This window comes from Sphaerisporangium dianthi, assembly GCF_042654065.1.
Classification (GTDB): Bacteria; Actinomycetota; Actinomycetes; order Streptosporangiales; family Streptosporangiaceae; genus Sphaerisporangium; species Sphaerisporangium dianthi.
Genome location: NZ_JBHSFP010000017.1, coordinates 78,548 through 90,447, shown reverse-complemented (window position 1 = coordinate 90,447; position 11,900 = coordinate 78,548). Strand labels below are relative to the sequence as shown.

Sequence of the window (11,900 nt, the reverse complement as noted above, 5' to 3'; positions counted from 1 at the left end):
GGTGGACCCGATGCTAGAACAATGCTCTGGAAAAAGCTCTGCCGAACGCCGGTCAGTCGCCGCCCAGATAGCGCTGGATCGTCGGGGCCAGGATCTCCACCAGCTCGTCGATCTCAGCGGAAGCCAGCGGCTCCAACCGGAGGACATACCGCATCAGCACCACGCCAAACATCTGCGAGAACGCGACCTCCATGCGCACCGGCGAGATGCCGAGGCCCTCCACCACCCGGTTGAACACCGCCATGGTCACGAACTCGCGGATCATCACGACGACCTGGTCGTTGGTCATGGCGCTGCGCATCAGCGCGAGGATGGGCTCGCGGGCGTCCGGATCGGCCGTCATGGTCAGTAAGAACCGGACCAGCCGCTCGCCGATCTCGTCGCGCGGCCCCGCCAGGATGAGGGGCAGCACCGTCCCCGGGTCGACGGGCAGCCGCATCGCCTCGACGAAGATGCCCTCTTTGGTGTCGAAGTAGTGGTGCACCAGGGCGGGATCGACCGCGGCCTCCCTGGCGATGCCCCTGATCGTCGCCTTGTCGAAGCCCTTCTCAGCGAAGATCTTGCGCGCCGCGGCGACGATCTGCCCCCGGGTGTCCGCCGAGCCGCGACGGCGGCCGGGCCGCCGTCCTCCGGGCGCCGCGCCCTCAGGGTCTTCCTCGTGCACCGCGCCCATCGGCCCGCCCTCCGTCCCCACCCCGCCCGTCGTGCTCACACCGGCTCCTTCCCGGACGTCGCCGGGTGGACGCCGCCGGGCGCCTCGTCCATCGATCGCCGGATCACGTGGTGGAGGCGGCGGCGAAGTGCAGCCGGGCGAAGGCCAGCCCTTCGGCCAGATCGTCGATGCGCTCGGAACGCCCGGCGGCCTTGCGGGTGTTGACCTCAAGGACGATCAGGCCGCCGTACCCGGCGGTGGCGAGGCGTTCGAGGATGCGCGCGCAGGGCTGGGAGCCCCGGCCCGGCACCAGGTGCTCGTCCTTGTTGGTGGTGCCGACGCCGTCGGCCAGGTGGAGGTGCGCCAGGCGGTCGCCGAGCTTCTCGGCCATCTCGAGCGCGTCGGAGCCCGAGACCGCGGTGTGCGACAGGTCCAGCGTGACCTGCGGGTAGTCCTGGTCGATCGGGTTCCAGCCCGGAGAGTAGGGGACGACCTCGGCTCCGCGGGCGCGCAGCGGGAACATGTTCTCCACGGCGAACACCACGTCGGTCTCCTCGCGGATGCGGGCGAGGCCGGTCTCGAAGTCGCGGGCGTAGTCGCGCTGCCACCGGAACGGCGGGTGGACGACGACCGTGCGCGCGCCGAGGCGCTCGGCGGCCTTCTGGGCCCGCACGAGCTTGGCCCATGGGTCGCGGCCCCACACCCGCTGGGTGACGAGGAGGCAGGGGGCGTGCACGGCCAGCACGGGGAGCTGGTAGTGGTCGATGAGCCGCTCGAGCACATCGATGTCCTGGCTTACCGGGTCGGCGCCCACCATGACCTCGACACCGTCGTATCCAAGGCGCGCGGCCAGCTCGAAGGCGTCCGGGGTGCGCTCCGGATACACCGACGCGGTGGACAAGGCGATCTTGGCGTTCGGGACTCGGATGACGTCGGTCACATCTGCCAGCCTAAGCCGGGTCACGGCCAGGTGGCGCTCCGCAACCCGCGATGCAAGCAGGATCACAACGGTCCGGACGGCATCCTCGCTGGTCTACGGTGTCTCTCATGGCGCGGATCGTCGACGGGGCCATACCGAGCCCGAACATCTGGAACTCTCCCCGCACCTACGAGCTGGAGAACCGCGCCGTCGACCCCGAGGGGGCCGTGGACGCCGCGATCTCGGCCGTCCGGCCCTGGACCGGCGGGATCGTCCTGGACATCGGCTGCGGCACCGGCTACCACCTGCCCGTCTACGCCGCCACCGCGAGCAAGGTCATCGGCGTCGAGCCGCACTCGGGCCTGGCGGCGCTCGCCGCCGAGCGCTGCCGCGACCTCGCGCGCGTCTCGGTCCGCACGGCCACCGCCCAGGCCCTGCCCGTGCCCGACTCCTCCGTCGACGTGGCGGTGGCGCGATGGGCGTACTTCTTCGGACCCGGTTGCGAGCCGGGGCTGCGCGAGCTCTCCCGGGTGGTCCGGCGCGGCGGCGCCGCGTTCGTGGTCGACCTGGACGCCACGCGCGGGGCGTTCGGCGACTGGTTCAGCCGCACGGTGCCGTCGTACTCCGCCTCCGCCGTGGAGGCGTTCTGGTCGCGGCAGGGCTGGCAGCGCGGCGAGCTGGACCTGCGCATGGTCTTCACCTCCCGCGCCGACCTGGAGGCGGTCCTGCGCATCGAGTTCGCCCCCGCCGTCGCCGAGGAGGCCATCGCGCGCACCCCCGGGCTGGAACTGGACTACCCCAACGTCCTGCGCTGGCGCCTCTACTGATGGGAGCTACCGGGTCGGCTGTTCGGGCGGACTCGGTGCCTGCAGCCGCTGGTGAGTGAGCACTCCCCTCTGCCCCCCTCGGCCGGGCGGCCGGCCCAGACCCCTCTGGACGCGGCGCCGGCCCCAGGTCCCGACCCCTAGGGCCGCGGCCCGGGACGCGAGGGCTTGACCTTGACGTTGACGTCAAGGGTTAGCGTGAGCGCGGAGCAGGGAGGGCCGATGCGCATCGGAGAGCTGGCGAGGCAGGCGGGGGTGAGCACGCGGGCGCTGCGCTACTACGAGCAGCAAGGGCTGCTCCCGGCGAGGCGCTCGACCAACGGCTACCGGGACTACGACGAGTCCGATCTCAGGCTCGTCACCGAGATCCGCTCCCTGCTGACCGTGGGCTTCACGCTCGAGGACGCCCGCCCGTTCGTGGAGTGCCTGCGGGCAGGCCACGAGTCCGGCGGCGCCTGCCCCGAGTCCGTCGAGGTCTACCGGCGCAAGATCGCCGAAATAGACGACCAGATCCGCACCCTGCTGGGGCGCCGCGCCGAGGTGGCGGCGCAGCTCGCCGAGGCGTGCCCAGGATGCGCGCTGAGAACCGGAGGAACGAAACGATGATCACACTGACCGCCGAGAACTTCGACGAGCAGGTCCTGCGCAGCGACAAGCCGGTGCTGGTGGACTTCTGGACCGAATGGTGCCCGCCGTGCCGCATGGTGGCCCCGGTCCTTGAGGAGATCGCCGAGGAGTACGGCGAGCGGCTCACCGTCGCCAAGCTGAACGCCGAGGACTACCCGGAGATCGCGTCCCGCTACGGGGTGATGGGCTTTCCGACCCTGAACCTCTACCGGGACGGCGAGGTCGTCCGCCAGGTCATCGGCGCCAAGCCCAAGCGCCTCCTCCTCGCCGACCTGGAAGGCCAGTTCTGACCCGTCCTGCGGGGACACTCCCAAGGCCGGTTCCGGCTCGTCTCACGAGACACGCTCAAGGGCCCGTTCCGGCTCATCTCGCGAGGCACGCTCAAAGCCCCCTTCCGGCTCATCCTGCGAGGCACGCCGGTGAAGTTTGTCGGCCGAGGCCGATAGCGTGCCCCGCATGACCAAGACGCAGAAGGCCGGCTACCGCTGCACCGAGTGCGGCTGGCGCACCACCAAGTGGGTGGGCCGCTGCGGCGAGTGCCAGGCCTGGGGCACGGTCGACGAAGAGGGCGCCCGCGCCGGGGTCCACGTCGTCCAGGGCGGGGCGGTCACCGCGCCCGCCCTGCCGATCGGGCAGGTCAAGGCCGAGTTCGCCCGCGCCCGCACCACCGGCGTCGGCGAGCTCGACCGCGTGCTCGGGGGCGGCCTGGTCCCCGGCGCCGTGGTCCTGCTCGCCGGAGAACCCGGCATCGGCAAGTCCACCCTGCTCCTTGAGGCCGCGGCCAGCATCGCCCGCCACGAGACGGTCCTCTACGTCACCGGCGAAGAGTCCACGGCGCAGGTGCGCATGCGCGCCGACCGCATCGGCGCCATCCAGGACCAGCTCTACCTCGCGGCGGAGACCGACCTGTCCGCCCTGGTGAGCCACGTCGAGAAGGTCCAGCCGCGGCTGCTCATCGTCGACTCCGTCCAGACCATCGGCTCGTCCCAGGCCACCGGCGTGCCCGGCGGCGTCACCCAGGTGCGCGAGGTCACCGGCAACCTCGTCCGGCTGGCCAAAGAGCGCGCCATCTCCACCGTCCTGGTCGGCCACGTCACCAAAGACGGCTCCATCGCCGGTCCCCGCGTGCTCGAGCACCTGGTCGACGTCGTGCTGCACTTCGAGGGCGACCGCCACTCGCGGCTGCGCATGGTCAGGTGCATCAAGAACCGCTTCGGCCCCACCGACGAGGTCGGCTGCTTCGACCTCGACGAGGCCGGCATCCGCGGCCTGCCCGACCCCAGCGGGCTCTTCGTCTCCCGGCGCTCCGAGCCGGTCCCCGGCACGTGTGTCACCGTGACCGTCGAGGGCACCCGCCCGCTGCCCGCCGAGGTGCAGGCCCTGGTCGGCCCCACCGAGGCCCAGCAGCCCCGCCGGTCGTCCTCCGGCCTCGATCCGTTCCGCGTCACGATGATCCTCGCGGTGCTCGAACGGCGGCTGAACGCCAGGCTGAGCGGCTGCGACGTGTTCACCGCCACCGTCGGCGGCATCCGCCTGAACGACCCCGCCGTCGACCTGGCTGTCATGCTGGCGGTGGCCAGCGCCGCGGGCGACCGGCCGTTGCCGCCCGGCCTCGTCGTGCTGGGCGAGGTGGGCCTCGCCGGCGAGCTGCGCCCGGTCAGGGACATCCGGCGGCGGGTCGCCGAGGCCGCCCGCCTCGGGTTCACCCATGCCCTGATCCCCGCGGGCTCCCTCGACCGCGATAAGCCGGCGATCTCCGGCTCGAAGGAGGCCCTGAGCCCGGTGCCCGTCGCCAGGTCCCCCATCCGCACGACCACCTTCTCCCAAGGTTTCGACGTCACCGAGGCCGAGAACGTATGGGACGCCCTCACCCACGTAACCTGAACGGTGTCCGGGTACGGCCACCGCTTCGCCGGTAAACTGGGCGACGTCAGCGACCAGCGGGGGCCATGTGGCGAACACCAACAAGGGCATCGACGAACAGCGCAGATCCACCCTTGCCATGCTCGCACCGGGCACCGAGCTGCGTGACGGCCTCGAGCGCATCCTCCGCGGGCACACCGGCGGGCTCATCGTCCTCGGCCACGACGCGCAGGTCGAGGAGGTCTGCACCGGCGGTTTCACGCTCGACGTCGAGTTCTCCGCGACGCGCCTGCGCGAGCTGGCCAAGATGGACGGCGCCATCGTGCTCGACCGCGCCGGCAAGAAGATCCTGCGCGCGGCGGTCCACCTCGTCCCCGACTCCTCGCTGCCGACCAACGAGTCGGGCACGCGCCACCGCACCGCCCAGCGGGTGGCCCGCCAGACCGGCTACCCGGTCATCTCGATCAGCAAGTCCATGCGCATCATCGCCCTCTACCTCGACGGCGTCCGCTACGTCATGGAAGAGTCCGCGGTGATCCTGTCCAAGGCCAACCAGGCGCTCGCGACCCTCGAGCGCTACAAGATGCGCCTTGACGAGGTGTCGGGCACGCTCTCGGCCCTCGAGATCGAGGACCTCGTCACCGTTCGCGACGTCGCCGCCGTCGTCCAGCGGCTCGAGATGGTGCGGCGCATCGCCGGCGAGATCGAGGGGTACGTCGTCGAGCTGGGCATCGACGGCCGGCTGCTGTCGCTCCAGTTCGCCGAGCTGGTCGCCGGCGTCGAAGAGGACCGCGACCTGATCATGCGCGACTACCTGCCCGCCGGGCCCCGCCAGGTGGGCGAGTCGCTGGCCGAGCTCGACCTGCTGTCCCCCGCCGAGCTGCTCGACCTCATGGCCGTCGCCCACGTGCTCGGCCACACGGGCTCGGAGGCCCTGGAGAGCCCGGTGAGCCCGCGTGGGTTCCGCCTGCTGGCCAAGGTGCCCCGGCTGCCCGTCAACGTCGTAGACCGGCTCGTGGCCCATTTCGGCGGCCTACAGAAGCTCCTGGCGGCCAGCACCGACGACCTGCAGTCGGTGGGCGGCGTCGGCGAGTCACGGGCGCGCAGCGTGCGCGAAGGGCTGTCGCGCCTGGCCGAGGCGTCCATCCTCGAACGCTACGTCTGAACCGCCTCCCACCACCGCGAGGGCCCGCACTCGCCGGACCCGCCTTGAACGCTCGCCGGGCCCGTCTGAGCGCTCGCCGGGCCGGCCTGAACGCTCGCCGCGCATCCTGCTCGACGCCGGCCTCCGCGGCCGCGCGAGGTTTCAGTGGAGGTGGAAGACGACCTTCGGGCTCTTCAGGCCGCCCAGCCGCGCCGTCGCGACGTAGGTGCCGTCGCGAGCCTCGGGACGGGCCGCGCGGCAGTCGGGCGCCGACCGGCGCCGATCCCAGTCGACCATGCGCACGTGCGGCACCCCGCGCGAAAGGCGCCGGACGTCGGCGCCCTCGCCGCTCACGCAGTCGGCGGTCGACCACACGCGGTCGGCGCCGGAGGTGATGCGCACCTCGATCGCGCGCGGCCCGACGTCCACGGTGCACTCGACCCGGCCGATGTTGACCACGGTGAGCAGGAACTTGGGGGAGCGCCGGCCGGCGTAGACCTCCGACCGGCCGCGCAGGCTGACCACCAGATCGGAATTGTCGCACCGGTCGCCCGGCCGGCGGGGACGATGCGAGCCGGGCGAGGGCGTGCGGGGCAACGAGGCGTGCCCGGCCCCGACCGCCCTGGCCGTCGAGCTCGGGGAGGGCATCGCCGTGGGCCACGCCGTCACGCTCGGGGACGGGCCGTGCTCATTGGACCCGGCCGTCGCCGGCCGCCCTCCGGGACCGTCGTCGGAACCTCCGGAGGCGCTGGAGCACGCCCACGCGACCACGGCCACGACGACCAGCGCGCCGGTGAGCACCGACACCCGGCGACGCCAGTAGACCTCGGGCCCGTCGACTCCGACGTCGCCACGGAACGTGTCCGGATCCATACATTCAGTATGGTGAGTTCAAACCCGCGAAGGGGTAACGACCCGCCGATCCCGCCGGTCTCCTCACCCCGCCATTACCGGCAGACCACGACAAACCTCCTGCCGATCGTTCCCGAGGTCCCGGCCCGCCGCTCGACCGAGGGCCGTTAGGCTCGACCGTGTGGCCACCGCACTTCACGCCCCCATCCTCGACTGGTACGCGGAGAACGCGAGAGACCTCCCCTGGCGGCGGCCCGAGGCCGGCCCGTGGGCCATCCTGGTGAGCGAGATCATGCTGCAGCAGACGCCCGTCGTGCGCGTCCTGCCGGTGTGGACCGAGTGGATGGAACGCTGGCCCACGCCAGCGGCGCTGGCCGCCGAACCGCCCGGCGAGGCCGTACGCCACTGGGGACGCCTCGGATACCCGCGCCGCGCGCTCAATCTGCACGCCTGCGCACGGGCGGTGACCTCCGAGCACGGCGGGCGGGTGCCGCAGGGCTACGAGGAGCTCCGCCGGCTGCCGGGCGTCGGCGACTACACCGCCGCGGCGGTCGCCAGCTTCGCGTTCGGCCGCAGTCACGCCGTGCTGGACACCAACGTGCGGCGCGTCCTGGCCCGGGCGGTGCGCGGCGAAGAGTATCCGCCCAAGGCCACCACGGCGGCCGAGCGCAAGCTGGCCGAGTCGCTGCTGCCCGCACTGGACGCCCCGCGATGGGCGGTCGCCGTCATGGAACTCGGCGCGCTGGTCTGCACGGCGCGCGCGCCCCGGTGCGCCGACTGCCCGGTCGCCGCCTCCTGCGCCTGGCGCCTGGCCGGGCGCCCGGCCTACGACGGCCCCGAGCGTCGCGGCCAGACCTACGCCGGCACCGACCGGCAGTGCCGCGGACGCCTGCTGGCGGTGCTGCGGGAAGCGCACGGCGCGGTGCCCAAGGCCGCCCTGGACGTCGTCTGGGACGACGCGGTGCAGCGTGAACGCGCCCTGGACGGTCTCATCGCCGACGGCCTGGCGCAGGTGCTCCCCGACGGCGCCTACCGCCTTCCCGCCTGACCACCGCAGGACCCCTCAGGCGCTCAGGCGGCGAGTTTGAGGCCGAGGGCGGTGAGGTTGCGGCGGGTCCAGTCGAGCTCGTCGGCGAGGGTGGCGACCAGGGCTGCGGGGCCCTTGCCCTTGGCGGGGCTGGCGAGGCCGTGCGCCTCCACCTCGATGTGGGCGCCGCCGGTCGTCGGGGCCGCCAGGATGGCGGCCAGGGCGTTCTCCAGGATCGACTCGGTGGCCGGGGCCTCGCCGGTGTGGTTGTGCACGTGCCCGAGCTTGATCACCGAGGCGCCGGCGGCGGCCACCCCGCGCAGGGCGGCGCCGGGCTCCTCGACACCGCAGGTCAGGTGGCAGGCGTCCAGGCAGACGCCGAGGTATTCGGAGTCGATGCCGCACACCCGCTCGACCGCCTGCTGGGTGGTCTCCAGCACGCACCCGGGCCACGGCTGGAAGCCCACCCTGATGGTCTTGCCCGTGACGCTGTGCAGGCCGCGCAGCTCGCGGGAGAGCCGGTCCAGCCGCTTGGAGGCGATGGCGTGCAGGTCGGCCGGCCAGTCGCGCCGCCAGCCGATCGGGATCGTGGAGATGCTGCCGAACTGGACGTCCTCGGGCAGCAGGAAGGCGAGGATGCGTGCCAGGGCCATCGTGTAGCGGTAGCGCTCGGGCTTGGCCCAGTCGGGACCGGGACTGTCCTGGCCCATGCCCCGGCCGCCGGCGCCGTTGAGGCTGACGACCTCCAGCCCGCGCTCCTCCAGCGAGCGGCGCAGCCGCACCAGCTCGATGCGGTCGGCGACGAGATGGTCGACGACCGCGGGGGCGAGCCACATGCCGATGCCCAGCCGGTCGACCCCGAGCCGCTTGCGCACGGGTACGGCGTAGCGGGTGAGGTGGGCGATGAGGTTCTCCAGGTCCTCCGCGGGGTGCACGCCCGCGTTGTAGGACAGGTGAACGAGCGTGCCGTCCTCATGACACAGGCGCATCTCGGGTGCCTCCCAGGCGTACTTTGCTTGTCGGGCTTCACCGCCGCCAACCGCCTGTTTCAGCGCATGCGGCATTGCCCTCCTTGCCAGGAATCCGGCCCTGGCTCGCCCGAGTCTGCCCGGCCCGCACCCGCCGCCGCGTCCTCCCGGCAGCTGATCCCCCGCTACACCGGTGGGGGGACCTCGGCGGTGCTCACCACACTCGGTCGATCTTGTGAGCCGTGTAGGCACGACTCAAGCCCGATTCGCTCTACGGAGTGTAGTACTACTCGCGGTGGTGTCATAGCGGATACGGTCAAACTGATCTCACGAAATACAGAGGACCCCTCGCGAAGTGGTCTCACGAGGGGTCCTGCGTTGTGCGCGCCGATCGGCGCGGTCGTGCTCGCGCTCTCGCGGTCGCGGCTCCGGCACGGCCGCCTGGTCCGCGGCCGTGCGGTCGCTACGCCGTGCGGTCCGCCGGCCTGGCCGAAGCGCCGGCGCGGGTGCTGGCCGGCTCGGCGATGGCCGCCGCCGAGTCGGGGATGTCGGCCGGCGCCTTCTGCTCACCGACGAAGGTGAACTTGGCCTCGTCGCCTTCGCCCTCGATGGCGATCTTGACGACCTGGCCGGGACGGAGGTCGCCGTACAGGATCTTCTCCGACAGGGTGTCCTCCAGCTCGCGCTGGATGGTGCGCCGCAGCGGCCGGGCGCCGAGCACGGGGTCGTAGCCCCGCTCGGCCAGGAGCTTCTTGGCCTCGTCGGTCAGCTCGAGGCCCATGTCGCGGTCCTTGAGGCGGGCGTCCACCTGGGCCAGCATGAGATCGACGATCTTGATGATCTCGTTGGGCGTCAGCTGGTGGAACACCACGACGTCGTCGACGCGGTTGAGGAACTCGGGCCGGAAGTGCTGCTTGAGCTCCTCCTGCACCTTGGACTTCATCCGGTCGTAGTTGCCCTCGACGTCGTTGTTCTTCGCGAACCCGACCCCGATGCCCTTGGAGATGTCACGGGTGCCGAGGTTGGTCGTCATGATGATGACGGTGTTCTTGAAGTCGACCACGCGGCCCTGGGCGTCGGTCAGGCGACCGTCCTCCAGGATCTGCAGCAGCGAGTTGAAGATGTCCGGGTGGGCCTTCTCGATCTCGTCGAACAGGACCACGGAGAACGGCTTGCGCCGGACCTTCTCGGTGAGCTGGCCGCCCTCTTCGTACCCGACGTAGCCGGGCGGGGAGCCGAACAGCCGCGAGACGGTGTGCTTCTCCATGAACTCGGACATGTCCAGCATGATCAGCGCGTCCTCGTCCCCGAAGAGGAACTCGGCGAGCGCCTTGGACAGCTCGGTCTTACCGACGCCGGACGGGCCGGCGAAGATGAACGAGCCACCGGGGCGGCGCGGGTCCTTCAGACCGGCACGCGTGCGGCGGATCGCGCGGGACAGACCCTTGATGGCGTCGTCCTGGCCGATGATGCGCTTGTGGAGCTCGTCCTCCATGCGGAGCAGCCGCTGGGACTCCTCCTCGGTGAGCTTGAAGACCGGGATGCCGGTGGCCGTCGCGAGGACCTCGGCGATGAGCTCCTCGGTGACCTCGGCGACGACGTCCATGTCGCCGGCCTTCCACTCCTTCTCGCGGCGGTCGCGCTTGAGCTGGAGCTGCTTCTCCTGGTCGCGCAGGGCCGCGGCCTTCTCGAAGTCCTGCGCGTCGATCGCGGACTCCTTGTCGCGGCGCACCTGGGCGATCTTCTCGTCGAACTCGCGCAGGTCCGGCGGCGCGGTCATGCGGCGGATGCGCATGCGCGAGCCGGCCTCGTCGATGAGGTCGATCGCCTTGTCGGGCAGGAACCGGTCGCTGATGTAGCGGTCGGCCAGCTGCGCCGCGGCCACGAGCGCGGCATCGGTGATCGTCACCCGGTGGTGCGCCTCGTAGCGGTCACGCAGACCCTTGAGGATCTCGATCGTGTGACTCAGCGAGGGCTCGGCGACCTGGATGGGCTGGAAGCGGCGCTCGAGCGCGGCGTCCTTCTCCAGGTGCTTGCGGTACTCGTCGAGCGTGGTGGCGCCGATGGTCTGCAGCTCGCCGCGGGCCAGCATCGGCTTGAGGATGCTGGCGGCGTCGATGGCGCCCTCGGCGGCGCCCGCGCCGACGAGCGTGTGCAGCTCGTCGATGAACAGGATGATGTCGCCGCGCGTGCGGATCTCCTTGAGGACCTTCTTCAGGCGCTCTTCGAAGTCACCGCGGTAGCGGGAGCCCGCGACCAGCGCGCCGAGGTCGAGCGTGTAGAGCTGCTTGTCCTTCAGCGTCTCGGGCACCTCGCCCTTGACGATCTTCTGGGACAGGCCCTCCACCACGGCGGTCTTGCCGACGCCGGGCTCGCCGACCAGGACGGGGTTGTTCTTGGTCCTGCGGGACAGGACCTGCATGACCCGCTCGATCTCCTTGTCGCGCCCGATCACCGGGTCGAGCTTGCCCTCGCGGGCGGCCTGGGTCAGGTTTCGGCCGAACTGGTCCAGCACAAGGGAGGTCGATGGCGCGGACTCCTGCGGGCCTCCCGCGGCCGCCGGCTCCTTGCCCTGGTAGCCATGGAGCAACTGGATGACCTGCTGGCGCACTCTGTTGAGATCGGCGCCAAGCTTCACCAGCACCTGAGCGGCAACACCCTCGCCCTCACGGATGAGGCCCAAGAGGATGTGCTCGGTGCCGATGTAGTTGTGACCCAGTTGCAAGGCTTCGCGGAGCGACAGCTCAAGGACCTTCTTGGCGCGCGGGGTGAACGGAATGTGCCCCGACGGCGCCGACTGCCCCTGGCCGATGATCTCCTCGACCTGCTGGCGCACACCTTCAAGACTGATGCCCAGGCTCTCAAGAGCCTTGGCGGCAACGCCTTCACCCTCATGGATCAAGCCAAGAAGAATGTGCTCAGTGCCGATGTAGTTGTGGTTGAGCATCCTGGCTTCTTCCTGAGCCAGGACGACAACCCGCCGTGCGCGGTCAGTGAACCTTTCGAACATCTCGTCGCTCCTCA

At 71.2% G+C, this 11,900-nt stretch carries 11 protein-coding genes; 6 read left to right on the top strand and 5 right to left on the bottom strand.

The window, feature by feature from the left end; genetic code table 11:
- Positions 1-52 precede the first annotated feature (52 nt).
- Together ACFO60_RS23555 and ACFO60_RS23550 are read right to left on the bottom strand one after the other, a co-directional pair.
- Positions 53-712: a TetR/AcrR family transcriptional regulator gene (locus tag ACFO60_RS23555; RefSeq protein WP_380843511.1), complete on the bottom strand. Its 660-nt coding sequence runs from the start codon at positions 710-712 to the stop codon at positions 53-55.
- A gap of 64 nt (positions 713-776) precedes the next feature.
- Positions 777-1,592 (bottom strand): sugar phosphate isomerase/epimerase family protein, encoded by an 816-nt coding sequence (locus ACFO60_RS23550; RefSeq protein ID WP_380843509.1) that lies wholly within the window; start codon positions 1,590-1,592, stop codon positions 777-779.
- A gap of 107 nt (positions 1,593-1,699) precedes the next feature.
- Between ACFO60_RS23550 and ACFO60_RS23545 the strand changes: the two genes are divergently transcribed.
- From ACFO60_RS23545 to disA, 5 genes are all read left to right on the top strand, one after another.
- Positions 1,700-2,398: a class I SAM-dependent methyltransferase gene (locus ACFO60_RS23545; protein WP_380843507.1), complete on the top strand. Its 699-nt coding sequence runs from the start codon at positions 1,700-1,702 to the stop codon at positions 2,396-2,398.
- Between the two features lie 219 nt (positions 2,399-2,617).
- Positions 2,618-3,001: a MerR family transcriptional regulator gene (locus ACFO60_RS23540; protein ID WP_380843505.1), complete on the top strand. Its 384-nt coding sequence runs from the start codon at positions 2,618-2,620 to the stop codon at positions 2,999-3,001.
- A complete protein-coding gene (gene trxA, locus ACFO60_RS23535) occupies positions 2,998-3,312 on the top strand; it encodes a thioredoxin (protein WP_380843503.1) in 315 nt (104 codons plus the stop codon). The genes ACFO60_RS23540 and trxA overlap by 4 nt, the downstream gene beginning before the upstream one ends.
- 166 nt (positions 3,313-3,478) lie before the next feature.
- Complete coding sequence (radA, locus tag ACFO60_RS23530; RefSeq protein WP_380843501.1) at positions 3,479-4,906, top strand: DNA repair protein RadA; 1,428 nt, start codon at positions 3,479-3,481, stop codon at positions 4,904-4,906.
- Between the two features lie 67 nt (positions 4,907-4,973).
- Positions 4,974-6,050 (top strand): DNA integrity scanning diadenylate cyclase DisA, encoded by a 1,077-nt coding sequence (gene disA, locus ACFO60_RS23525; RefSeq protein ID WP_380843499.1) that lies wholly within the window; start codon positions 4,974-4,976, stop codon positions 6,048-6,050.
- 141 nt (positions 6,051-6,191) lie between these two features.
- On the opposite strand, the gene ACFO60_RS23520 is transcribed toward disA, so the two are convergent.
- Entirely contained in the window at positions 6,192-6,902 is a 711-nt protein-coding gene (locus ACFO60_RS23520; protein ID WP_380843497.1) for a hypothetical protein, read from the bottom strand.
- Between the two features lie 160 nt (positions 6,903-7,062).
- Here ACFO60_RS23520 and ACFO60_RS23515 point away from each other — a divergent pair, with 160 nt between their 5' ends.
- The gene (locus tag ACFO60_RS23515) at positions 7,063-7,929 is read left to right on the top strand and encodes an HhH-GPD family protein (protein ID WP_380843495.1); all 867 of its coding nucleotides are present in this window, start codon (positions 7,063-7,065) and stop codon (positions 7,927-7,929) included.
- Positions 7,930-7,952: 23 nt separating this feature from the next.
- Here the strand turns inward: ACFO60_RS23515 and ACFO60_RS23510 are convergent, their stop codons facing one another.
- Positions 7,953-8,897 carry a TIM barrel protein gene (locus tag ACFO60_RS23510; RefSeq protein ID WP_380843493.1) on the bottom strand — a complete coding sequence of 315 codons (945 nt, stop codon included), beginning with the start codon at positions 8,895-8,897 and terminating at the stop codon, positions 7,953-7,955.
- Between the two features lie 442 nt (positions 8,898-9,339).
- A complete protein-coding gene (locus tag ACFO60_RS23505; protein ID WP_380843491.1) occupies positions 9,340-11,886 on the bottom strand; it encodes an ATP-dependent Clp protease ATP-binding subunit in 2,547 nt (848 codons plus the stop codon).
- Positions 11,887-11,900 lie beyond the last annotated feature (14 nt).